Annotated in this window: 21 protein-coding genes; 10 read left to right on the top strand and 11 right to left on the bottom strand. The window is 71.4% G+C overall.

What is annotated here, in order from left to right:
- The first annotated feature begins 16 nt into the window (after nucleotides 1–16).
- Nucleotides 17–1,123 (top strand): 2'-deoxycytidine 5'-triphosphate deaminase, encoded by a 1,107-nt coding sequence (locus MMB17_RS23725; protein ID WP_241102281.1) that lies wholly within the window; start codon nucleotides 17–19, stop codon nucleotides 1,121–1,123.
- Nucleotides 1,124–1,147: 24 nt separating this feature from the next.
- On the opposite strand, the gene MMB17_RS23720 is transcribed toward MMB17_RS23725, so the two are convergent.
- Nucleotides 1,148–1,426 carry a DUF4164 domain-containing protein gene (locus tag MMB17_RS23720; protein WP_238310122.1) on the bottom strand — a complete coding sequence of 93 codons (279 nt, stop codon included), beginning with the start codon at nucleotides 1,424–1,426 and terminating at the stop codon, nucleotides 1,148–1,150.
- 635 nt (nucleotides 1,427–2,061) lie between these two features.
- Between MMB17_RS23720 and gap the strand changes: the two genes are divergently transcribed.
- The 6 genes from gap (at nucleotide 2,062) to MMB17_RS23690 (ending at nucleotide 8,026) form a co-directional block, all read left to right on the top strand.
- Nucleotides 2,062–3,069, top strand: coding sequence for a type I glyceraldehyde-3-phosphate dehydrogenase (gene gap / locus MMB17_RS23715; protein ID WP_238310121.1), 1,008 nt, complete (start codon nucleotides 2,062–2,064; stop codon nucleotides 3,067–3,069).
- Between the two features lie 117 nt (nucleotides 3,070–3,186).
- Nucleotides 3,187–3,693 (top strand): hypothetical protein, encoded by a 507-nt coding sequence (locus MMB17_RS23710; protein WP_238310120.1) that lies wholly within the window; start codon nucleotides 3,187–3,189, stop codon nucleotides 3,691–3,693.
- Nucleotides 3,694–3,736: 43 nt separating this feature from the next.
- Complete coding sequence (locus MMB17_RS23705) at nucleotides 3,737–4,939, top strand: phosphoglycerate kinase (protein WP_241100482.1); 1,203 nt, start codon at nucleotides 3,737–3,739, stop codon at nucleotides 4,937–4,939.
- Nucleotides 4,940–5,059: 120 nt separating this feature from the next.
- Nucleotides 5,060–6,127 (top strand): class II fructose-bisphosphate aldolase, encoded by a 1,068-nt coding sequence (fba, locus tag MMB17_RS23700; RefSeq protein WP_238310118.1) that lies wholly within the window; start codon nucleotides 5,060–5,062, stop codon nucleotides 6,125–6,127.
- Nucleotides 6,128–6,167: 40 nt separating this feature from the next.
- Nucleotides 6,168–6,830: a thiamine phosphate synthase gene (locus MMB17_RS23695; protein ID WP_241100481.1), complete on the top strand. Its 663-nt coding sequence runs from the start codon at nucleotides 6,168–6,170 to the stop codon at nucleotides 6,828–6,830.
- A 122-nt stretch (nucleotides 6,831–6,952) separates the two neighbouring features.
- Nucleotides 6,953–8,026, top strand: a complete 1,074-nt coding sequence (locus MMB17_RS23690) for a tetratricopeptide repeat protein (RefSeq protein ID WP_238310116.1) — start codon at nucleotides 6,953–6,955, stop codon at nucleotides 8,024–8,026.
- 129 nt (nucleotides 8,027–8,155) lie between these two features.
- Here MMB17_RS23690 and MMB17_RS23685 read toward each other — a convergent pair whose 3' ends face one another.
- The 4 genes from MMB17_RS23685 to MMB17_RS23670 form a co-directional block, all read right to left on the bottom strand.
- Complete coding sequence (locus tag MMB17_RS23685) at nucleotides 8,156–8,617, bottom strand: hypothetical protein (RefSeq protein ID WP_241100480.1); 462 nt, start codon at nucleotides 8,615–8,617, stop codon at nucleotides 8,156–8,158.
- Nucleotides 8,618–8,760: 143 nt separating this feature from the next.
- Complete coding sequence (locus MMB17_RS23680; RefSeq protein WP_238310114.1) at nucleotides 8,761–9,150, bottom strand: hypothetical protein; 390 nt, start codon at nucleotides 9,148–9,150, stop codon at nucleotides 8,761–8,763.
- Between the two features lie 152 nt (nucleotides 9,151–9,302).
- Nucleotides 9,303–11,123: a methylmalonyl-CoA mutase subunit beta gene (locus MMB17_RS23675; RefSeq protein WP_241100479.1), complete on the bottom strand. Its 1,821-nt coding sequence runs from the start codon at nucleotides 11,121–11,123 to the stop codon at nucleotides 9,303–9,305.
- 144 nt (nucleotides 11,124–11,267) lie between these two features.
- The gene (locus MMB17_RS23670; RefSeq protein WP_238310112.1) at nucleotides 11,268–12,071 is read right to left on the bottom strand and encodes an undecaprenyl-diphosphate phosphatase; all 804 of its coding nucleotides are present in this window, start codon (nucleotides 12,069–12,071) and stop codon (nucleotides 11,268–11,270) included.
- A 262-nt stretch (nucleotides 12,072–12,333) separates the two neighbouring features.
- On the opposite strand from MMB17_RS23670, the gene MMB17_RS23665 reads away from it, so the two are divergent.
- From MMB17_RS23665 to MMB17_RS23655, 3 genes are read left to right on the top strand one after another with little or no spacing between them, the layout of a single operon-like run.
- Entirely contained in the window at nucleotides 12,334–13,026 is a 693-nt protein-coding gene (locus MMB17_RS23665; RefSeq protein ID WP_238310111.1) for a glutathione S-transferase family protein, read from the top strand.
- A gap of 29 nt (nucleotides 13,027–13,055) precedes the next feature.
- Nucleotides 13,056–14,192, top strand: coding sequence for a tRNA epoxyqueuosine(34) reductase QueG (gene queG / locus MMB17_RS23660; RefSeq protein WP_308445650.1), 1,137 nt, complete (start codon nucleotides 13,056–13,058; stop codon nucleotides 14,190–14,192).
- Nucleotides 14,193–14,243: 51 nt separating this feature from the next.
- The gene (locus MMB17_RS23655; protein WP_241102280.1) at nucleotides 14,244–15,113 is read left to right on the top strand and encodes an SDR family oxidoreductase; all 870 of its coding nucleotides are present in this window, start codon (nucleotides 14,244–14,246) and stop codon (nucleotides 15,111–15,113) included.
- Nucleotides 15,114–15,360: 247 nt separating this feature from the next.
- Here MMB17_RS23655 and MMB17_RS23650 read toward each other — a convergent pair whose 3' ends face one another.
- The 6 genes from MMB17_RS23650 to glnA all read right to left on the bottom strand — a co-directional run bounded on the left by MMB17_RS23650 (nucleotide 15,361) and on the right by glnA (nucleotide 21,610).
- Nucleotides 15,361–16,113 (bottom strand): NUDIX hydrolase, encoded by a 753-nt coding sequence (locus MMB17_RS23650; protein ID WP_373324924.1) that lies wholly within the window; start codon nucleotides 16,111–16,113, stop codon nucleotides 15,361–15,363.
- The gene (locus MMB17_RS23645) at nucleotides 16,064–16,543 is read right to left on the bottom strand and encodes a DUF983 domain-containing protein (RefSeq protein WP_420847302.1); all 480 of its coding nucleotides are present in this window, start codon (nucleotides 16,541–16,543) and stop codon (nucleotides 16,064–16,066) included. Before MMB17_RS23645 ends, MMB17_RS23650 begins: the two co-directional genes overlap by 50 nt.
- Before the next feature lie 23 nt (nucleotides 16,544–16,566).
- Complete coding sequence (gene rnr / locus MMB17_RS23640) at nucleotides 16,567–18,951, bottom strand: ribonuclease R (RefSeq protein ID WP_241100478.1); 2,385 nt, start codon at nucleotides 18,949–18,951, stop codon at nucleotides 16,567–16,569.
- Nucleotides 18,952–19,105: 154 nt separating this feature from the next.
- On the bottom strand, nucleotides 19,106–19,444 hold the full coding sequence (locus MMB17_RS23635) for a hypothetical protein (protein ID WP_241100477.1): 339 nt from the start codon (nucleotides 19,442–19,444) through the stop codon (nucleotides 19,106–19,108).
- 64 nt (nucleotides 19,445–19,508) lie between these two features.
- Entirely contained in the window at nucleotides 19,509–20,087 is a 579-nt protein-coding gene (locus MMB17_RS23630) for an NADPH-dependent FMN reductase (protein ID WP_238310151.1), read from the bottom strand.
- 113 nt (nucleotides 20,088–20,200) lie between these two features.
- Entirely contained in the window at nucleotides 20,201–21,610 is a 1,410-nt protein-coding gene (glnA, locus tag MMB17_RS23625; protein ID WP_238310152.1) for a type I glutamate--ammonia ligase, read from the bottom strand.
- Between the last annotated feature and the right edge of the window lie 165 nt (nucleotides 21,611–21,775).

Here is a 21,775-nt window from a genome sequence, read left to right as displayed (position 1 = left end):
CGAATCGCTTGAGGAAATGCGGGGGCCGGCTTTGGGCGCAGCCGAGATCAGGGACGGGATCCAGCCGGGCCAGGCCATCGCGGCCTTGACCGAAGCGGGCGCGATCCGCCCGGCGAGCCCCTATGCCTCGGACCAGATCCAGCCGGCGAGCCTCGACCTGCGCCTCGGCGCCCGGGCCTACCGGGTGCGCACGAGCTTCCTGCCGGGCCGGAGCCGCACCGTCGCGGCCTGCGTCGAGACGCTGGCCCTCCATCCGATCGACCTGACCCAGGGCGCGGTGCTGGAGACGGGCTGCGTCTACATCGCCGAATTGCAGGAGAGCCTGGCGCTGCCCGCCGATCTCAGCGCCAGCGCCAACCCGAAGAGTTCCACCGGCCGCATCGACGTCTTCACCCGGGTGATCGCCGACCGGGCCGCGGCCTTCGACCAGGTCGAGCCGGGCTATGTCGGCCCGCTCTATGCCGAGATCTCGCCGCGCACCTTCCCCGTGCTGGTGCGCACCGGCTCCCGCCTCTCCCAGATCCGCTTCCGCCGGGGCGACCCGCGGCTCAGCGATGCCGAGCTCTCCGCGCTCCATGCCCGCGTGCCCCTGGTGAGCGCCGTCGCGCCCTCCTTCCAGGGCGGCGTCGCCGTCTCGGTGGACCTCGCCGGCTTCGACGGGCTGATCGGCTATCGCGGCAAGCGCCACACCGGCCTCATCGACGTGGACCGCCCCCGCGACCACGCCACCGCCGATTTCTGGGAGCCGCTGCCCGCCGACGGGCGCGGCACGCTGATCCTCGATCCCGGCCAGTTCTACATCCTGGCCTCCAAGGAAGCGGTGCAGGTGCCCCCGGACCACGCCGCCGAGATGGTGCCCTTCGATCCGCTGGTGGGCGAGTTCCGCGTGCATTACGCGGGCTTCTTCGATCCCGGCTTCGGCCACGAGGCGGCGGGGGGCACCGGCGCCCGGGCGGTGCTGGAGGTGCGCTCCCGCGACGTGCCTTTCCTGCTCGAGGACGGCCAGATCGTCGGCCGCCTCGTCTACGAGCGGATGGCGGCCCTGCCGGAGACCCTTTACGGCGCCGGCGCCGGCTCGAACTACCAGGCCCAGGGCCTCAAGCTCTCGAAGCACTTTTCCTGAGAAAGCCGCGCGGGGCGAGGCACGCTAGCGCGGCTCTTCGCCGCCCAGCACGCCTTCGACCGTGCCGATCGCCCGGTCCAGGCGGCGGGCGACGTCGCCGGTGGTCGCCGTGACCCGGGCGAGGCGGGCGCTCGCGGCGTCGAGCTCGGCGGCGAGGCGGGCGCGGTCCTCCTCCATCAGGGCGAGCTCGGTCTCGTGGTCGGCCCGGTTCTCCTCGGCCTCCACGCGCCGCGCCACGGCGGCTTCGAGCCGCGTCAGCGCCGCGTCGAGCTTCGACAGAGCTTCCTCGAGTGCCGGCATCATCCCTCCGTAGGGGAAGGGTTTTCCGACAGCGGCGGGGAAAATTCCAGCGCCGTCCGGCAAATCGCCGCCGCGCGGGTGCCGCTGCCCGCAAGAAAAACCCCCCACCGCGGCGGAGGCCGGGTGGGGGGAAGGTGCACGTCTCGAACACTCCGAGGGGGCTCGGAGATACGATGTGAACGAGTGGAGGGGCGGAGTTCATCCTCGCGGAACGGCGAAGTCCGTGTTGTCGCTCGGGCATCGCGTGCCGGCGCCTGCGTTCTCCACAACAGTTACAACCGGCGATCGCTGCCCCGCTTCGCCTTTGACAGCCCCCCTCCCCATGCTAGACAGCCGGCGCCCGCCCGATGCCGCCGCGGCCTGCCCCCGCTTGCCGGGCGGGACGCCTGCCGGAGCATGACGATCGTGACCCCAGGAAGCCCCTCGCACGCAGGATCCGGTCGCCGGTCCGCGCGTGGCGCGGCGTCCGACGCGGGGCACGGGACCGCGGTTCATCTCCGGTTCAAGCCCGCCGGTCATGGAGCGGGGGCGATGCGGCTTCGCCGCAGCCGACGGACACCGATGCGGCGCCCGGGCCGCAACCCTACATCAGGACGAACGGCGCGACGCGCCCGCTCACACTACGAAGGAGTCACGCCGTGACGGTCAAGGTTGCCATCAACGGATTCGGTCGCATCGGCCGCAACGTGCTGCGCGCCATCCACGAGGCCGGCCGCACCGACATCGAGGTCGTGGCGATCAACGATCTCGGCCCGGTCGAGACCAACGCCCACCTGCTGCGCTACGATTCCGTGCACGGCCGCTACCCGGGCCAGGTCGCCGTGGACGGCGACTGCATCCTCATCGACGGCAAGCGCATCAAGGTCACCGCGATCCGCAACCCGGCCGAGCTGCCCCACCGCGACCTCGGCGTCGACATCGCCCTGGAATGCACCGGCATCTTCACCGCCAAGGAGAAGGCCAAGGCCCATCTCGACGCCGGCGCCAAGCGCGTCCTCGTCTCGGCCCCGGCCGACGGCGCCGACCTCACCGTGGTCTACGGCGTGAACCACCAGCTGCTCTCGGCCGAGCACCTCGTCGTCTCGAACGCCTCCTGCACCACGAACTGCCTCGCCCCCGTCGCCAAGGTGCTGAACGAGGCGATCGGGATCGAGCGCGGCTTCATGACCACGATCCACTCCTACACCAACGACCAGCCCTCGCTGGACCAGATGCACAAGGACCTCTACCGGGCCCGCGCCGCGGCCCTGTCGATGATCCCGACCTCCACCGGCGCCGCCAAGGCCGTCGGCCTGGTGCTGCCGGAGCTGAAGGGCAAGCTCGACGGCACCTCGATCCGCGTGCCGACCCCGAACGTCTCGGCCGTGGACCTCGTCTTCACCGCCAAGCGCGCCACCTCGGTCCAGGAGGTCAACGACGCGATCAAGGCCGCCGCCGCCGGCCCGCTCAAGGGCGTGCTCGGCGTGACCGACCAGCCGAACGTGTCGATCGACTTCAACCACGACCCGCACTCCTCCACCTTCCACCTCGACCAGACCAAGGTCATGGACGGCACCTTCGTGCGCATCCTGTCCTGGTACGACAACGAGTGGGGCTTCTCGAACCGGATGGCCGACACCGCCGTTGCCATGGCGAAGCTCATCTGAGCCGGAAGCGGGAGCCCGCCGGGCTCCCGCGCGCCGCCCCGCGCGGCGCCCTCTGGACATGGACGGGCGGCGCGCAGGACGGGCCGCCCCTCCCGACAGGAAGCGTGGTGTGCCGACATGACCGAGACCTCGCCGAACGCGCCCGCCGGGGGCCCCTTCATCCCGGACGCGTCCCCGACCCACCCGCCCGCCAGCACGAATCCGGCACAGCCCCCGGCTCCCCGGACCCCGGCCGTGGGCAAGGCCGAGCTTCCCCCGCCGCCCTCCGTCCATGGCGACCAGCTCGCCCGGATCGAGGACAAGACCGCCCGGATCGAGGACAAGTACGCCCGCTCCGAGGCGCTGCTCTCCCGGGTCGAGGAGAAGGTCGAGGCGGCGGCCGCCCGCATGAACGAGGCGGCGCGCCAGTCGGACCTCGCCTCCCTGCGCGGCGAGCTCCGCGGCATGAGCGACCGGGTGCGGCGCATGCCCGGCACCGGCGCCCTGGTGCTCACCGCGATCATCACCTCCGTGCTCACCGTGGTGCTGATGGTGGCCGTGCAGCGGCTCAACCTCGACCATCTGCTGCCGCCGCGCGCGGGCGCCCCCGCGGGGCAGACCACCGCCCCGGCCAACCCGCAATAATTCCCATCCCCACGCCCTCGAACAACCGGACCAGAACGACAGGATGAGCGCCTTCCGCACCCTCGACGATGCCGGCGCCCTCAAGGGCAAGCGCGTCCTCCTGCGCGTCGACCTCAACGTGCCGATGGAGGGGGGCCGGGTCACCGACGCCACCCGCATCGCGCGGGTGGTGCCGACCATCAAGGAGATCGCGGACAAGGGCGGCAAGGTCATCCTGCTCGCGCATTTCGGCCGTCCGAAGGGCAAGCCCGATCCCAAGGAGAGCCTGAAGCCGATCCTGCCGACGCTCTCCGAGCAGCTCGGCCGCCCGGTGGCCTTCGCCGAGGATTGCGTCGGCGAGGCCGCGGCCCAGGCGGTCGCGGCCCTGCAGGACGGCGACGTGCTCCTGCTCGAGAACACCCGCTACCATGCAGGCGAGGAGAAGAACGACGCGGACTTCACCAAGGCGCTCGCCGCCAACGGCGACCTCTACGTCAACGAGGCCTTCTCCGCCGCCCACCGGGCCCACGCCTCCACCGAGGGCCTCGCCCACCGGCTGCCGGCCTATGCCGGCCGGCTGATGCAGGCGGAGCTCGACGCCCTCACCCAGGGCCTCGAGGATCCCAAGCGCCCGCTCATCGCCATCGTCGGTGGCGCCAAGGTCTCCACCAAGATCGACCTGCTCGAGAACCTCGTCGCCAAGGTCGACATGCTGGTGATCGGCGGCGGCATGGCCAACACCTTCCTGCACGCGCAGGGCAAGGCGGTGGGCAAGTCCCTCTGCGAGAAGGACCTCGCCGACACCGCCCGCCGCATCCTGGCAAAGGCCGAGGCCGAGGGCTGCGAGATCATCCTGCCGGCGGACGCCCTCGTCGCCCGCGAGTTCAAGGCGAATGCCGAGAACGAGACGGTGCGCGTCGACGCGGTGCCGGAGGACGCGATGATCCTCGATGTTGGCGCCGCCTCCATCGCCACCGTCGACGGCGCCATCGACCGCGCCGCGACGCTGGTCTGGAACGGCCCCCTCGGCGCCTTCGAGCTGACGCCCTTCGACACCGGCACCGTGGCCGTGGCCCAGCACGCCGCCCGGCGCACCAAGGCCGGCCAGCTCGTGACCGTGGCCGGCGGCGGCGACACCGTGGCCGCCCTCAACCATGCCGGCGTCGGCGAGGACTTCTCCTACGTCTCGACCGCGGGCGGCGCCTTCCTCGAATGGCTGGAGGGCAAGGCGCTGCCGGGCGTGGAGGCCCTGCGGGCCAAGGGCTGACGCCCTTCCGACGACGACCGAATTCCCCGCCGCCCTCCTCCTTCGGAGGGGGAGGAGCGGGACCTCCAGGTGATCTATCATGGGCCTTTGCGCAGGCCCGACCGCACGAGGCATAGAGACATGGCACGCATCACCCTTCGGCAGCTCCTCGACCACGCCGCCGAGCACGGCTACGGCGTGCCCGCCTTCAACCTGAACAACATGGAGCAGGGCTTGGCCATCATGGCCGCGGCCGACGCCACCGATTCGCCGGTGATCCTCCAGGCGAGCCGCGGCGCCCGCGCCTATGCCAACGACGTGGTGCTGGCCAAGCTGATCGACGGCCTCGTCGAGATCTATCCGCACATCCCGGTCTGCATGCATCTCGACCACGGGAACAACGAGGCCACCTGCGCCACCGCCATCCAGTACGGCTTCACCTCCGTGATGATGGACGGCTCGCTCAAGGCCGACGGCAAGACCCCGGCCGACTACGCCTACAATGTCGAGATCACCCGCAACGTCACCAAGATGGCCCATTGGGCCGGCGTCTCGGTGGAGGGCGAGCTCGGCGTGCTCGGCTCCCTGGAGAGCGGCACCGGCGAGGCCGAGGACGGCCACGGCGCCGAGGGCGAGCTCTCCCACGACCAGCTCCTGACCGACCCGGACGAGGCGGTGAAGTTCGTGCGCGAGACCAAGGTCGACGCGCTGGCCGTCGCCATGGGCACCAGCCACGGCGCCTACAAGTTCACCAAGAAGCCCGACGGCGCCGTGCTCGCGATGAACGTGATCGAGGAGATCCACCGCCGCCTGCCGAACACGCACCTCGTCATGCACGGCTCCTCCTCCGTGCCGCAGGAGCTGCAGGACATCATCAACCAGTATGGCGGCGCGATGAAGCCGACCTGGGGCGTGCCGGTCGAGGAGATCCAGCGCGGCATCAAGCACGGCGTGCGCAAGATCAACATCGACACCGACAACCGCATGGCGATGACCGGCCAGATCCGGAAGATCCTCACCGAAAGCCCGGCCGAGTTCGACCCGCGCAAGTACCTGAAGCCCGCCATGGAGGCGATGACCAAGCTCTGCAAGCAGCGCTTCGAGGAGTTCGGCACCGCCGGCAACGGCGCGAAGATCCGCCCGATCTCGGTCGCGCAGATGGCCGCGCGCTACGCCAACGGCTCCCTCGACCCGCGCATCGACGGCTGAGACCGTCCCCGACACGAAAAACAGCGGAGATCCTCTGTCGATGGCGGAAGCCTTCACCCGTCTCGCCCTGCTGTCGCCCCATGGCGTCGAGGCCGGGCAGGCGGACCGACTGGCCCAGGCCCTGGACCGGGCCTGCGCCGCGGCCGATATCGCGGCGGTGCTGCTCCGGCTCGCGCCGGGGGACGAGCGCGGCCTGACGAGCCTCGTCAAGCGCCTCGCCCCGCCCGCGCAGGAGCACGGGGCGGCGGTGCTCGTCGCGGCGCAGGGCTTCACCGGGGATCTCGTCAGCGTCGCCGCCCGCGGGGGCGCGGACGGCGTGCATGTGGAGAAGGCGGCGGAGAGCGGCCTGCGCGACCTGCGCGGCCGCCTGCGCGACGGCCGCATCCTCGGGGCGGGCGGCTTCCTCAACTCGAAGCACGAGGCCATGGCGGCCGGCGAGACCGGCGCCGACTACCTGATGTTCGGCGGCCTCTACCCGGACGGCACGGCGCCGGACCCGGAGCTGGTCCGCGAGCGGGCCGCCTGGTGGGCCGAGATCTTCGAGACGCCCTGCATCGCGGTGGCCACGCAGGCCGCCGAGATCGACGACCTCGCCGCCACCGGCGCCGAGTTCGTCGGGCTGGAAAGCGCGATCTGGCTCGACGACGCGGCGGCGGTCGGCGACGCCCAGGCGCTCCTGCGGAAGGCGGCCGGCCCGGCATGACGGGGCCGGCACGTCTGAGACCGTTTCCGCTTGGTGGCTTCGGCCGGCCCGAGTCTCCCCTCTCCCCGCCTGCGGGGAGAGGGGGGCGCTGGCTTCACCCGCTCCGATCGAACGGAACCGGCATGATACGATTGGCCCTCGCGGGCGTGCTCGCCGTTTCGGCGGCGCAGGCGCTGGCGGCGCCCAAGGAGCCCGCGCCCGCCGCGAAGGATGCAGGCCCCCCCGGTTCGTTGGTGCCCGGATCGGCCGCCAAGCCCGTGCCCGCCGGGCCGGCGCGACTCTCGGCGGACGGGCTCAAGCGCGAGCTTCCGACGCCCTACACGCCCAATGCCGAGGGTCTGCATCCGCGCCTCAGCGATCAGGTCGACCTCGCCTACGGCGCCTATCAGCGCGGGCGTTACAACACCGCCTTCCGCGAGGCGACGACGCGGATCGAGCGAAACCCGAAGGACGCCGCCGCCCTGACCCTGCTCGGCGAGCTCTACAATCAGGGCCTCGGGGTGAAGCAGGATCCGAAGCGCGCCTTGGAATGGTACCGCCTCGCCGCCAACGAGGGGGACGCCCACGCCATGGCCTCCCTCGGCCTGATGGCCATGGACGGGCGTGGCCAGCCGAAGGACCCGAAGGCGGGGCGCGTCTGGCTGGAGAAGGCGGCCGCCAAGGGCGAGGCGACGGCGGCCTACAATCTCGCCCTGATCCAGATCGGCACCGGCAAGCCCGAAGATCTGACGGCGGCGGCGGCCAATCTGCGCAAGGCCGCGGAGGCCGAGCTCGGCCCGGCCCAGCACGATCTCGGCGTGCTCTACCTTCAAGGGCGCGGCCTGCCCAAGGACCCGGCCCAGGCGGCGGCCTGGTTCCAGCGCGCGGCCAATAACGGCGACCTCGCCGGCGAGGTCGAGTTCGCGATCCTGCTCTTCAACGGGACGGGCACGAACAAGGACGAGACCCGGGCCGCCCGCCTGTTCCTGCATGCCGCCGCCCGCGGCAACGCCATCGCCCAGAACCGCGTCGCCCGCCTTTACGCGGTCGGCCGGGGCGTGCCGAAGAACCTCGTCGAGGCCGCCGCCTGGAACCTCGCCGCCGCGGCCCAGGGCCTGTCCGACGCCTGGCTCGACCAGACCCTGTCGGGCCTCTCCGCCGACGAGCGCAGCCGCGCGGAGAGGCTGGCCGCAGACCGGGCGAAGCTGCAGGAATAGGGCAGCCGCCAGACGCGTCCGGTCGGGCCGCCTTCGGTCGCAGCGCGTCGCGGGGGCACCGGGCGCGATGCCGCCCCCTCACGTCCGCTTCGCGGCCACCTACCCCCGACGGGGAGAAAAGACGGAAACTCAGTGAACGGCGTCGCCGCCCGCGCTGGCCTCGGCCTCGGCGGGATGGTCGGAGACCAGGGTCTTGTCCGCCGGGGGTTCGGCGCTGGCGACGGACTTGCGGGTCAGCATCGGCTCCAGGCGCTCGGCCAGGGCCTTGTCGAGATGGCGCGCATAGGGGCCCTCGAAATAGCGCTCCCCGGTGCCCCGGCCGTAGAGCCGGTCATGGGTGCGCATCATGTTCGCCACTTCCGGGCGGCAGACGAAGCCGATCACGCCGGCCGCCTCGACCCAGCGGCCCTCCTGCGCCAACCGCGTGGCCTTGGGATTGGACATCACGGTCTCGGCGAAGCAGGTGGTCGCCGCCTCGCGCAGGGGCGCGAGGACGGCCTCGGCATTCGGGTTGAGGCGCGCGGCAGGCCGGGCCTGCGCCACGCCCCCGAGAACCATGGTCGCGACGACGGAAAACAGCAGAGCTTTCATCGAGAGGGCCTCGAACCACGCCACTCCCGAATATTCAGCGGGAATTGGGCCTGGAACAGGGCGATCCTCGGCGGAAATTGCGGCCGGCCCGCTTTCGGCCGGCGCCTGTCACCGCCCGGGCACAGGGTCGCGGCGCGGCGGGCTCAGCCCCGCTTCACGGCGCTCCAGGTGCCGCTGCAGCTGAACGGGCCGTTGCCAGCGGTCTGCCAGATGCCGTCGCCGACGCCGTTCTTGCGGAGCTGGCCGGAGACCTGGGCCGCGTCCTGGCCCCGGGAGATGACCGCCCGCACCGCCCCCGACGACGAGACGCGGCCGTTGATGGCGAACTCGCCGCCGGCATAGCTCGCCTCGCCCCGGTCGATCTGCACGCCGTAGCGATAGGCGCGGTCGCAGGGGCCGTCCTGGGTCAGAACCTCGATGCTCCAGCGCCCGTCGAACCGATGCGGCACCGCCACCTTGCGCTTGGCGGCGTAGGCATCGCCGATCCCGGTGGCCGTGACGGCGAGGGCGGCAGCGAGGATCGCAAGTCTCATGTCTCTTCCCGACGCTTCGGACACTGGCTTCGGAGTCCGGCGCGGCCACCTCGGCCGCAGCGGGGAACGCCCGAGAGGCCGGTCGGTTTCCGCGCCAAGCTTGCTCGGGGGCGGCCTGCCGGGCCGCGGAGAGCGCCCCCGCACATCGCGCCTCAGGCGGAGGCCCGGCTCTGCCGCTGCGCCTCGGCGAGCAGGGCCAGCAGGTCGCAGCCGGCATAGAGGAAGGCATCGACGCCCGCCGCCTTCAGCGCCTCCGCCTCCGCCGGACGGCCGGCGAGGTAGACGAAGCGGGCGCCCGCTGCCTTCAGGGCCTCGGCCGCGGGGGCGGCCTCGGTGGCGTAGAGCGCGTCGGAGGAGCAGAGGCAGGCGATGGGGGTGTCGGAGGCTTTGAAGGCTTCCGCGAGCTCCGCGGAGGCTTCGAAGCCGTCGTTGGTCTGCGCCTCGATGCCGCCCGCCGCGAAGGCGTTGGCGGCGAAGGTGGAGCGGGCGTTGTGAACCGCCACCGGGCCGAGATTGGCCAGGAACACCGAGGGCCGGCGCCCGTTCGCGGCCAGGGCTGCGTCGGAGGCGTCGCGCAGGCCCTCGAAGGGTTCGGCGAGGCGCAGGGACGGCAGCACGCCCCCGGCCGCCGCCGGGCGGGGCGCGATATCGAGCACCGTCACCGGCTTCTCGGCGAGGAAGGGGAACTCGCTCGATCCGGTCAGCGGCTCCTGCCGGGTGGCGATGCGCCGGGCACGGGTCTCGCGGAGCTGGGCGATGCGGCCGGGCAGCGCGCCGGCCTTCAGGCTGGCGAGCAGGCCGCCCTCCTTTTCGATCTCCTGGAAGGCGGCCCAGGCCTGCTCGGTCAGCTGCTGGGTCAGCGCCTCGAAGCCGCCGGCGCCGGCCGCGGGATCGGAGACGCGGGCGAGGTTCGATTCCTCGAGCAGGATGATCTGGCTGTTGCGCACCACCCGGCGGGCGAAGGCGTCCGGCAGGCCAAGGGCCAGGGTGTAGGGCAGCGCGGTCACGGAATCCGCCCCGCCGAGGCCCGCCGAGGCCGAGGCCATGGTCGTGCGCAGGATGTTCACGAAGGGATCGCGGCGGGTCATCATCCGCCAGGCGGTCTCGGCATGGACCCGCAGGGGCTTCGGCTCCAGGCCGCAGGCCTCCTCGACCCGCGCCCAGAGGCGGCGGATCGCGCGGAACTTGGCGATGGTCAGGAACTCGCCCGCATCCGCCACGAGCAGGACGGCGAGGGCGTCGCGGGCCGCCTCCAGGGAATGGCTGCCCGCCTCGAAGGCCCGGAGATAGGCGACCGCGGCGGCGAGCACCGCGGCGAGCTCCTGGACCTCGCTGCAGCCGGCCTCGTGATAGGGCCGGCCATCGGCCAGGGCGACGCGGCCGCGATGGCCGGCGAAGGCGGCCAGCGTGGCGGAGAGCCGGGCCTCCCAATCCGCCTCGAGCGCACCGGTCGCGGCGAAGCTGCCGATCGGGTCGAGGCCGAGATCGAGGTCGAGGGCGGCCGGCTCGTCGCCGCGGCGGCCGACGAGGTCCTTCAGGGCGGCCGCGGCGGCGAAGCCCTGCGGTCCGGCATCGAGGCGCAGGGCGATCAGCGGCAGCATCGTGCCCTTGAGCGCCGCGTCGAGGGCCTGCGCCGAATCGAGGGCGAGGCCGAAGCCCCGGGCGGCGGGCGCTCCCTCGCCCACGAGCACCAGGGCGTCGGCGCCGCCCTCCAGGTCGGTCAGGGCCTGGGCGGCGGCCTTGTCGGAGTCGGGATGGTCCACCCGCTGCGCCAGGCGCCAGGGGCCGGGGGCGCGGACCGGCTGCACCACCGGATCCGCGGCCGGGTAGAGCGGCTCGATCCGCAGGCCGTCCACCGTCCTGGTGACGAGGCGCTTCTCGAAATCGCCACCCTTGAGGGCCGCCTCGACGGCGCTGCGCCAGCGCGCTTCGGTCGCGGGCGCGAACAGCTCGGCGAGGGGGCGGTCTTCCATGGCGTCGGAACCTTGTCGGTGGTCGTTTCCCGGCCTCATGCGAGGCCTCGTGCTTTGCCGCAAGCCCTCGCACGGCCATCGCACCGGCCGCAACCGACTTTAGTCCAGTACACCCCTCTCGAACCGACGAAAAAACCTGAAGGCTCAACCAAAAAGAATCAGTCCGGCGAAGCCGAGCGAGCCGACGATGATGCGCCACCAGGCAAACAGCTGGAAGCCGTGGCGGGAGACGTAGTCGAGCACCGTGCGCACGACGATCAGGGCTGAGACGAAGGCCGCGACGAAGCCGATCACGATCAGCAGCGCGTCGTTGCTCGACAGGTTCTTGTAGTTGTCGAGCAGGTCCTTGGCGAAGGCGCCGGCCATGGTCGGCATGGCGAGGTAGAACGAGAACTCCGTGGCCGCGCGCTTGTTGGCGCCCATCAGCATCGCCCCGACGATGGTCGCCCCCGAGCGGGACACGCCGGGGATCATGGCGAAGCACTGGAAGATGCCGATCTTGAGCGCCATCGGCAGGCTGAAGTCGAAGACGTCGTCCTTACGCTGGTCGAGGTCGGTCTCGTCGACCACGAGCAGCACCAGGCCGCCCGCCACCAGCGTGGCGCAGACGATCCAGGGATTGAACAGGTAGGCCTTGATCGCCTTCGAGAAGATGCCGCCGATGATGGCGGCGGGCAGGAAGGCGACCAGGATCGCGAGCACGAAGCGGCGCGCCCGCGGATCGTTCGGGACCGCCTTGGCGATGCCGAGGAGCCGGCCGAAATAGGCGAACAGGATCGCCAGGATCGCGCCGAGCTGGATCAGCACCTCGAAGGTGTTGTTGGGCGAGTGGAAGCCGATGAAATGGCCGATGAGGAGCTGGTGCCCCGTGGACGAGACCGGAATGAACTCGGTCGCGCCCTCCACCAGGGCCAGCACGAGGGCCTTCACGATGTTCACGAAGTCCATGGGGCCGCCCGTGTCTAGCAGAGATCCGGTGATCGGAACGGGATCGTGCCGGGGAGGCCCGGCCGCACGTCTTCCCATGCCGTGCCGTCCCGGATTTGCCAAGCTTTGAGTCGCGGCGGTTGACGGGCAGTTACCGATTGCCTGCGAGCGTGTTAAGGAGGCGGCAAGGAACGGGTCATAACGCTGGGGCGATGCGCCCGCCTCTTGCGGGTCCGCCCCTCCGGTGCCATCGCGCCGACCCCCACCGCCCAGCACGGCCTCGATGGCGACGCTCCACCACTCTCCCTTCTGCCCCAACTCGCGCTTCATACGGCTCGCCCTGGCCGAGATGGGCATGGAGCCGGCGCTGGTCGAAGAGCGGCCCTGGGAGCGCCGGGAGGACTTCCTGATGCTGAACCCCGCCGGCACCACGCCGGTGCTGGTGGAGCAGACCGGGCTCGCCATCCCCGGGGCGGGGGTGATCGCCGAATATCTCGACGAGACGCGGGGCCTCGGCCTCGCCGACCGCCGCCTCCTGCCGGACACGACCGCGGCGCGGGTCGAGGTGCGCCGGCTGCTCGACTGGTTCCTGGTGAAGTTCCACGCCGAGGTCACGGAGTACCTCGTCACCGAGAAGATCCATAAGCGCTTCATGACCAGCGCCGAGGGGGGCGGCCCGCCGGACATGGGCGCCATCCGTGCGGCGCGCACCAATGTGCGCTACCATCTGAAATATCTCGGCTATCTGATCGGGCGGCGCCGCTGGATCGCCGGCGACCATCTGACCTACGCCGATCTCGCGGCCGCGGCCCATCTGTCCTGCGTGGATTATCTCGGCGACGTGCCATGGGACGAGGACGAGATGGCGAGGGACTGGTACGCGCGGATCAAGTCGCGCCCGTCCTTCCGCGGGGTGCTGGCCGACCGGGTGCCGGGCATGGCGCCGGCGGCGCATTATCCGGATCTGGATTTCTGAGGGCCACCGGGGCGCCCCTGCGCCGGATCATCGAGGAGCGGGCGCGCAGGCTCGGCTTCGACGCCTTCGCCGTCACGACCCCCGAGGCGGTGCCGGCCCTGCGCGAGCGCCTGCCGCAATGGCTCGCCGCGCAGCATCACGGCTCCATGGACTGGATGGCGGAGCGGGCCGCGCAGCGCAGCGACCCGAAGGCGCTCTGGAGCGAGGTCCGCAGCGTGATCATGCTCGGCATGAATGCCGGGCCGGAGGCCGACCCGCTCGCGCTCCTCGCCCGGCGGGAGCACGCCGCCATCGCCACCTACGCGCAGCGGCGGGACTACCATGAGGTGGTCAAGGGCAAGCTGAAGGAGCTCGGCGGCTTCATCTCCGCCCGGAGCGGCGGCCCGGTGAAGGTCTTCGTCGACACCGCCCCGGTGATGGAAAAGCCCCTGGCGGAGGCCGCCGGCCTCGGCTGGCAGGGCAAGCACACCGTGCTGATCTCCCGGGAGCACGGCAACTGGCTGCTGCTCGGGGCGATCTACACGAGCGTGGCGCTGCCCCACGACGCCCCGGCCCAGGAGCGCTGCGGCTCCTGCCGGCGCTGCCTCGACATCTGCCCGACCGACGCCTTCCCGGCGCCCTTCCGGCTCGATGCGCGGCGCTGCCTGTCCTACCTCACCATCGAGCATGCCGGCCCGATCCCGGTCGAATTCCGGGAGGCGATGGGCAACCGCGTCTTCGGCTGTGACGATTGCCTGGCCGTCTGCCCCTGGAACAAGTTCGCCGGCGCGGCGCAGGAGGCGCGGATGGCGGCCCGCGACGACCTCCTCGCCCCGCCGCTCGCCGAACTCGCCCGGCTCGATGACGCCGCCTTCCGCGCCCGCTTCGCCAACACGCCGGTGAAGCGGACCGGACGGGACCGCTTCCTGCGCAACGTGCTGATCGCCATCGGCAATTCCGGCGCGCCGGCCCTGGCGGAGGAGGCCCTGCGCGGCCTGTCCGATCCCTCGGCCCTGGTGCGCGGCGCCGCCGTCTGGGCCTGCGGGCGCCTGCTCGACGCGGAGAGCCTGGAGGCGGCCTATGCGCGGCACGGCAGGGACGAGGCCGAGGCGAGCGTGCGGGCGGAATGGCGCGCGCTTCTGCCGCCCGGGCGCGGCCCTGCTATAGGGAACCCGGATGCCGCCTGAGGACATCGTCCACAGCGGCCGGTGATGGACAGCGCATCGGACTGGAACGGCATGAACCTCTTCGTCTTCGGGCTCGGCTTCTCCGCGCGCCATTTCGTCGAGCGCGACCGCGCCCGGTTCGGCGCGGTCCGCGCCACCGTCACCGAGGCCGGGCGGGCCGGGCAGCTCGCGGCGGAGACCGGCTTCCCGGTCTACACCTTCGGGCCGGAGGCGGACGATCCGCGCATCGCCGAGGCGCTCGCCGACACCGACATCCTGCTCGTCTCGGCCCCGCCGACCCGGGATGGCGACAGCGTGCTGCGGCGCTACCGCCGGGCGATCGCGCAGAGCCGCATCCGCTGGATCGGCTATCTCTCGACCATCGGCGTCTATGGCGACCAGGGCGGCGCCTGGATCGACGAGCGCGTCCCGGCGGTGCCGACCAGCGACCGCTCCCGGGAGCGCCTGGCGGTGGAGAAGGCCTGGCAGGCGCTCGGCGAGGAGACCGGCCAGGCGGTGCAGATCTTCCGCCTCTCCGGCATCTACGGGCCGGGCCGCAACCCGATCGTGAAGCTGCGCGAGGGCAAGACCCAGCGCATCATCAAGCCGGGCCAGGTCTTCAACCGCATCCATGTCGAGGACATCGCCCGCACGCTGGCCGCCTCGATCGAGCGGCCCCGCAACGGGGCGATCTACAACGTCACCGACGACGAGCCGGCCCCGCCGCAGGACGTGATCGCCTACGCGGCCGCGCTGACCGGCCTGCCGCTGCCCCCGGCCGTCGATTTCGAGACCGCGGAGCTGAGCCCGATGGCGCGCAGCTTCTACGGCGAGAACAAGCGGGTGGAGAACCGCCTGATCCGCTCCGAGCTCGGGGTCGAGCTGGCCTATCCGACCTATCGCGAGGGCATCGCCGCCCTGGTCGGGGACGCGAAGCGGTAGGAGCAAGCCCTCACACCGTTTCAGGATCATCGCTACCGCCGAGCGCGCCTCCCCTCGCCCCGTCTGCGGGTCGGTTCACCGATCCGCGCGCGTGCCGAAGGGGGCCCCTCTCCTCGCCCTCTGGGCGAGAGGGACCGCGCGCAGCGCGGGGGAGTGGGTACACCACGAACAAGACCCGGAACTCCGGCGCCAACCCTCTCCGTCCGCTTCGCGGCCACCTCTCCCGAAGGGAGAGGAAGGATTGGCCTCAGAGCAGTTCCCGCTGCCCCTTGCCGTAGCGCTCGAAATAGAACGGGATCGGCAGGTGCGGGGCGAAATCCGCGCCGGCCGCGGCCTCCAGGTCGTCGAGCACGGCGCGGGTGATGCGCGGCAGGTCGAGCTGGCGCGCCTCGTCGAGGCCGACCCAGGCGAGCTCCGTCAGCTCCGAATCCGGTCCCACGATGCCGGCGCGCTCGACCGCGATCGACCGGCGGTCGGCGACGAAGAAGCGGGTGTCGAAGCGGCGGGGCCGGCCGGGGGGCGTGATCGCCCGGGCCACGAGGCTGAGGGCTTCGAGATCCGGCAGCACGCCCTCGTCGCGGAAGGCCGTCCAGGGTCCCTCGGGCACGGAATCCGGCGAGCCGTAATCGCGGGTGCCGAGCATCAGGCCCGTTTCCTCGAAGGTCTCGCGGATCGCGGCCAGGGCGAGGATGCGCCCGAGATCGCCGCTCGCGCGGGCGACGCGGGCGGCCAGGGCCGCCTCGCTGCGGCCGGGCAGGGCGCCCATCACCGGCATCTTGCGGTCGGTGGGCTCGATGCGGCCGCCGGGGAAGACGAACTTGCCGCCCATGAAGGCGAGGCGGGCATTGCGCCGGCCCATGAGCACGCGCAGCCGCTTGCGCGAGCGGTCCAGCAGGATCAGCGTCGCGGCGTGGCGGGGCTTGAGCGCGGGGGCCTTGCGGGCGGGCGGCTCAGAGGCGCCCGAAGCCGGCGGCAGGGTTTGCGTGATCGCCGGGTCCAAAGCCTGCCTCCTGGGAGCCGTGCCGCTCCGCGTCGGGAGGTAGCTTGCCGAAGCCGTGCATGCCAAGGGCGTATTGCAGGCCGACGACGGCCCCCTTCACCGGCTGCAGCAGCGCGAGCGCCATCACCAGGGCGAGCAGGGGCCACAGCAGCATCGAGGCCCAGAGGGGCACGTCGTAGTTCATCTCGACCTTCAGGGCGAGGTAGCCGACGATGTGGCCGACGATGAAGATCACGAGATAGGGCGGCAGGTCGTCCGCCCGGTGGCCGTGCATCTCGAGCCCGCAGCATTCGCAGGACGGCCGGACCTTCAGGAAGCGGCCGAACATGTGGCCCTTCCCGCATTCCGGGCAGCGGTTCAGGAAGCCGCGCAACATCGACCGCGGAACCGGCGGCCGGGCGGGGACGATCTCGGTGGGCGGGGTATCCATGCCGCCTTCTACACCCGCGACGCTCATCCGCGCGAGCCGCGGTGACGCGTGGGCGTGCTGCGTCCGGCGGTGGCCTTCGCGGAGGCCCGGGCGGGCGCCTTGCCGAATTTGGGCTTGCCGGACTTGGGTGCGCCGGACTTGGGCGTTCCGGGACCGGGCTTGCCGGCCTTCGGCTTGGGGCCCTTGCCGAATTTCCGCCCCGCCGATCCGCGGCCGCCGGCCGGGCGGCCCTCGGAGAGCAGCTCGAAGCGCAGCGCCCCGGCCACCGCCGCCGCCTCGACGAGGCGCACCTCGACCCGGTCGCCCAGGCGGAAGCTCTCGCCGGTGCGGTCCCCGACGAGGGCGTGCCGGCCCTCCTCGTGGCGGAAATAGTCGGCCCCCAGGGTCGAGACCGGGACGAAGCCGTCCGCCCCCGTCTCGTCGAGCTTCACGAACAGGCCGGAGCGGGTGACGCCGGAGATCTGGCCGGAAAAGGTCGCGCCGACCTTGTCGGCGAGATGGGCCGCGATCAGCCGGTCGATGGTCTCGCGCTCGGCCGCCATGGCCCGGCGCTCGGCCGCCGAGATCTGCTCGCCGATCTGCTCCAGCAGGCCGGCGGTGACGTCGGCGGGCAGGCCGTCCTTGCCGAAGCCCTCCGCGGCGATCAGCGCCCGGTGCACGATCAGGTCGGCATAGCGCCGGATCGGCGAGGTGAAATGCGCGTAGCGGCGCAGGTTCAGACCGAAATGGCCGAGATTCTGGCTCGAATAGACGGCCTGGGCCTGGGAGCGCAGCACCACCTCGTTGATGAAGGTGGAATGCTCGGTCTCGGCCACCGAGAGCAGGATCCGGTTGAACAGGGCGGGCCGCAGCGCCCCCTCCTTCGGCAGCTTGATGCCGATCGAGGCCAGCACCTCGCCGAGCATCCGCATCTTCTCCAGGGCCGGCTCGTCGTGAACGCGGTAGATGAGGGGCGACTTCGCCTTCTCCAGGGTCTCGGCCGCGGCCACGTTGGCCTGGATCATGAACTCCTCGATCAGCCGATGCGCCTCCAGGCGCTCCGGCACGATCACCCGGTCGACGCCCCCCTCCGGGGTGAGGAGCACCTTGCGCTCGGGCAGGTCCAGGGCGAGGGGACCGCGGCTGTCGCGGCCCTTCTTCAAGACCTCGTAGGCGTCGTAGAGCGGACGCAGCACGCTCGCGAGCAGGGGGCCGGTCTTCTCGTCCGGCCGCCCGTCGATCGCCGCCTGGGCCTGGGCATAGGCGAGCTTGGCGCGGGAGCGCATGATGACGCGGTGGAAGCTGTGGCGCCGCTTGGCCCCGTCCGCGGAGAAGACCATGCGCACGGCGAGCGCCGGCCGGTCCTCGGCCTCGCGCAGGGAGCAGAGATCGTTGGAGATGCGCTCCGGCAGCATCGGCACGACCCGGTCGGGGAAATAGACCGAGTTGCCGCGCAGCAGCGCCTCGCGGTCGAGAGCGGAGCCGGGGCGGACATAAGCCGCGACATCGGCGATGGCGACGGTGACGATGACGCCGCCGGGATTGTTCGGGTCCGGATCGGGCTCGCCCATCACCGCGTCGTCGTGGTCCTTGGCGTCCGGCGGGTCGATGGTCAGGAGCGGCCGGTCGCGCCAATCCTCGCGGCCGCGCAGGGTCACCTTCTTCACCGCATCCGCCTCGTCGATCACGGCCTGCGGGAAGACATGGGGGATGTTGTGCAGGTGGAGCGCGATCAGGCTGACCGCCTTCTCCGAGCCGAGGGTGCCGAGGCGCTCGCGCACCCGGCCCCGGGGCAGGCCGAAGCGGGTCTCCCGCTCGACACTGACGCTGACGAGGTCGCCGTCCCGGGCCTCGCCCTCCTCGCCGGGGGGAATCGCGATCTCGCGGCCCTGGGAACGCTTCTCCACCGGCTCGATGCGCCCGCCCTCGCGGCTGGCGCGGTAGATGCCGATGATCTCGGCGCGGTTCTTTCCGATCACCTTGATCACCCGGCCGGTATAGCGGCCGGGGCTCTCGGGATCGGCGGCGACGCGAATCAGGGCGCGGTCGCCGAGGCCCGGAGCCGGGCCGGCCCCGCGGCGCCCGCGCGGGACCGCGACCAGGATGCGCGGGGCCTCGCCCTCGCCCTCCCATTGCGCGGGCTTGGCGATCAGCTCGCCGTCGCGGTCGCGGGAGAGGATGTCGGCGAGCACCACGGGGGGCAGGGCCCCGGCCCGGCTGAGGCCACCCCGGCCGCGCTCGATCGCGCCCGCGTCCTCAATCTCCTTCAGAAGGCGCTTCAGGCCGATCTTGTCGCCGCCCTTGATGCCGAAGGCCTGGGCGATCTCGCGCTTGCCGACCTTGCCGGGCGACTCGGCGATGAAGGCGAGGATCTGCTCGCGGGAGGGGAGGGCGGGCGCGCTGCCCGAAGGATGGATGCGTCTGGCCAAGGATGGGCTTTCGGCGCCGAAGCCGATGCCGCCGGCGCGCAGGGATGTCGAAGGTCGAAGCGGCCGTCGCGACCGCGCTGACGACGAAGATGGGCCTTGAACGGCCCGACAACAACGCCGCCGGGATTGGCGTGAACAGGTTCCGGCTCGCGGATCAACCCGTCGCGGCGGCTTTGCGGATCCGCTCGACCGCCGCATCCACGTCGAAACCGGGTCCGGTGAGGGCGGCGAGCGGGATCGGGCAGGCCTCGGGCAGGGTCAGGCTCACCTGCCCCTCCTCGGGGCGCAGCGCGGGCGACTCGGCGGCCTTCACCGCCAGCGTCCAGGCCCCGTCGATCCGCACGCTGTCCGCCGCAGGCGGATCGGCCGCGAGCGCCGCGATCCGTTCCGCGGCCGCCTGCCGGAAGGCGAGGCTGCGGCCGTCGTCGGAGACCAGGGCCGCCCGGACCAGATCGGCCAGGGCGTCCCTGACCCTCTCCACGCTCGCCTTCATCGGCTTTCCGCTCTCCGCGCAGGCCCCGGACGATCCGGCCGGCGCCAGGCGGGGGCGGGCACGCTCAATAGGGCGTGCCCTGCGCCCGCCGCGCCTTCAGGGCTTCCGCGTACCAAACCAGCTCGTCGAGGAAGCGGTTCGCCGATTTCGTCAGCCATTCCTCGGCGGGCTCGCCCGCCTCGTTCACGGCCTTGTGCAGGCGCGGGATCGGCAGGAGGGAAGAGATGCTCGGGCAGCCGAGCTCGGCCAGCATGGCCCGGAGCTGCATCGCCGCCCGGACGCCGCCGAACTGGCCGGCGGAATAGCAGCAGATTCCCGAAGGACGCCAGAAATACTCCTCCAGGAAATGGTCGAGGAGGTTCGAGAGGGCCGGCGGGATGGAGTGGTTGTATTCCGCCGAGACGATCAGGAAGGCGTCGGCGCGGGTATAGAGCGCGGCGAGATCCTGCAGCGCCTGCGGCGCCTCGCCCTTGGGGTATTCCTTGTACATCCGGTCGAGGAGCGGGAGCTTCCGTTCGGCCGGATCGACCAGCGGCGCCTCGATGCCGCGGGCTTCGAGGCGGGCGACGAGGAAGCGGGCGGCACGGATGCCGATCCGGTCCGTACGCACGCTGCCGAGGAGGACGGGAATCACGAGCGACATCGGTCGGGTCTCCTTGCGGGCCTGCGACGATCAAGTCGGGCGGCGGCCGCACAAGAAAAGGGGCCGGATCGCTCCGGCCCCTCCAAAGACGTCGCGTGAGAGCCGGCGAGGGCTCAGAGCGAGTAGTAGTGCACGAACTCGATCGGGTGCGGGGTCATCTCGTAGCGCAGCACCTCGGTCATCTTCAGCTCGATGAACGAGTCGATCTGGTCGTCCGAGAACACGCCGCCGGCCTTGAGGAAGGCGCGGTCCTTGTCGAGGTTCTGCAGGGCCTCGCGCAGCGAGCCGCAGACGGTCGGGATCTTCTTCAGCTCCCGCGGGGGCAGGTCGTAGAGATCCTTGTCCATGGCCGGGCCCGGATCGATCTTGTTGATGATGCCGTCGAGGCCGGCCATCAGCAGGGCCGAGAAGGCGAGGTAGGGGTTGGCCATCGGATCGGGAAAGCGGACCTCGACACGCTTGGCCTTCGGGTTCGTCGTCCACGGAATCCGGCAGGAGGCCGAGCGGTTGCGGGCCGAGTAGGCCAGGAGAACCGGGGCCTCGTAGCCCGGGACCAGGCGCTTGTAGGAGTTGGTCGACGGGTTGGTGAAGGCGTTGAGCGCCTTGGCGTGCTTGATGATGCCGCCGATGTACCACAGGCATTCCTGGCTGAGGTCGGCATACTTGTCCCCCGCGAAGAGCGGCTTGCCGTTCTTCCAGATCGACTGGTGCACGTGCATGCCGGAGCCGTTGTCGCCGTAGACGGGCTTGGGCATGAAGGTCGCGGTCTTGCCGTAGCTCTGCGCGACGTTGTGGATGCAGTACTTGTAGATCTGCATGTGGTCGGCGAGCGTGGTCAGCTTGTCGAACTTCATGCCGAGCTCGTGCTGGGCCGAGGCCACCTCGTGGTGGTGCTTCTCGACCTTCACGCCCATCGACTGCATGGCGGCCAGCATCTCGCCGCGCATGTCCTGCGCCGAATCCTGCGGGGGCACCGGGAAGTAGCCGCCCTTGGTCTGGACGCGGTGGCCGAGGTTGCCGCCCTCGTACTCGGTCATGCCGTTGATCGGCAGCTCGGTCGAATCGAGCTTGAAGCCGGTGTTGTAGGGATCGGCGGCGAACTTCACGTCGTCGAACACAAAGAACTCGGCCTCGGGGCCGACGAAGATGTCGTCGCCGATGCCGGTGGAGCGCAGATAGGCCTCGGCCAGCTTGGCGGTCGAGCGCGGATCGCGGGAATAGGGCTCGCCGGTCGAGGGCTCCAGCACGTCGCAGACGATCGACATGGTGGAGGCCGAGAAGAACGGATCCATGCAGGCCGTGCTCGGATCGGGCATCAGCAGCATGTCCGACTCGTTGATCGCCTTCCAGCCGGCGATCGACGAACCGTCGAACATCGTGCCTTCGGCGAAGATCTCGTCGTCGACGAGCGAGACGTCGAAGGTGACGTGCTGCCACTTGCCACGGGGATCGGTGAACCGGAAGTCGACGTACTTGACGTCGTTGTCCTTGATCTCTCTCAGCACATCAGCTGCGGATTTCATCGGGCGTGGTCTCCAAAGCGATGTCCGAGGGAGAAGCACCGGCGAGCGCTCGGCGACGGACCGCGGCTCCGGCTCCGCACGGGGCGGGCCTTCGGCGGCAGGCGGGCGGTAGTCGGCCGCGCGCCGTCACGGCGTCGGAAGATCGACCGGTAAAGCCTCCCTCGG

The organism is Methylobacterium organophilum, from assembly GCF_022533465.1.
Taxonomy (GTDB): domain Bacteria; phylum Pseudomonadota; class Alphaproteobacteria; order Rhizobiales; family Beijerinckiaceae; genus Methylobacterium; species Methylobacterium organophilum.
Note: the sequence above shows the minus strand (reverse complement) of the source record. Positions and strands in the feature narration are given on the sequence as shown.

Bases quoted from the DNA above. Each gene is read 5' to 3' on its own strand.
- MMB17_RS23690 (WP_238310116.1), top strand. From the start codon at position 6,953: ATGATACGATTGGCCCTCGCGGGCGTGCTCGCCGTTTCGGCGGCGCAG.
- MMB17_RS23635 (WP_241100477.1), bottom strand. From the start codon at position 19,444: ATGAAGGCGAGCGTGGAGAGGGTCAGGGACGCCCTGGCCGATCTGGTC.
- MMB17_RS23675 (WP_241100479.1), bottom strand. From the start codon at position 11,123: ATGGAAGACCGCCCCCTCGCCGAGCTGTTCGCGCCCGCGACCGAAGCG.
- MMB17_RS23630 (WP_238310151.1), bottom strand. From the start codon at position 20,087: ATGTCGCTCGTGATTCCCGTCCTCCTCGGCAGCGTGCGTACGGACCGG.
- MMB17_RS23665 (WP_238310111.1), top strand. From the start codon at position 12,334: ATGGCGACGCTCCACCACTCTCCCTTCTGCCCCAACTCGCGCTTCATA.
- MMB17_RS23695 (WP_241100481.1), top strand. From the start codon at position 6,168: ATGGCGGAAGCCTTCACCCGTCTCGCCCTGCTGTCGCCCCATGGCGTC.
- MMB17_RS23655 (WP_241102280.1), top strand. From the start codon at position 14,244: ATGAACCTCTTCGTCTTCGGGCTCGGCTTCTCCGCGCGCCATTTCGTC.
- MMB17_RS23710 (WP_238310120.1), top strand. From the start codon at position 3,187: ATGACCGAGACCTCGCCGAACGCGCCCGCCGGGGGCCCCTTCATCCCG.
- MMB17_RS23645 (WP_420847302.1), bottom strand. From the start codon at position 16,543: ATGGATACCCCGCCCACCGAGATCGTCCCCGCCCGGCCGCCGGTTCCG.
- MMB17_RS23720 (WP_238310122.1), bottom strand. From the start codon at position 1,426: ATGATGCCGGCACTCGAGGAAGCTCTGTCGAAGCTCGACGCGGCGCTG.
- glnA (WP_238310152.1), bottom strand. From the start codon at position 21,610: ATGAAATCCGCAGCTGATGTGCTGAGAGAGATCAAGGACAACGACGTC.
- MMB17_RS23670 (WP_238310112.1), bottom strand. From the start codon at position 12,071: ATGGACTTCGTGAACATCGTGAAGGCCCTCGTGCTGGCCCTGGTGGAG.
- MMB17_RS23685 (WP_241100480.1), bottom strand. From the start codon at position 8,617: ATGAAAGCTCTGCTGTTTTCCGTCGTCGCGACCATGGTTCTCGGGGGC.
- MMB17_RS23725 (WP_241102281.1), top strand. From the start codon at position 17: ATGCGGGGGCCGGCTTTGGGCGCAGCCGAGATCAGGGACGGGATCCAG.
- fba (WP_238310118.1), top strand. From the start codon at position 5,060: ATGGCACGCATCACCCTTCGGCAGCTCCTCGACCACGCCGCCGAGCAC.
- MMB17_RS23705 (WP_241100482.1), top strand. From the start codon at position 3,737: ATGAGCGCCTTCCGCACCCTCGACGATGCCGGCGCCCTCAAGGGCAAG.
- MMB17_RS23680 (WP_238310114.1), bottom strand. From the start codon at position 9,150: ATGAGACTTGCGATCCTCGCTGCCGCCCTCGCCGTCACGGCCACCGGG.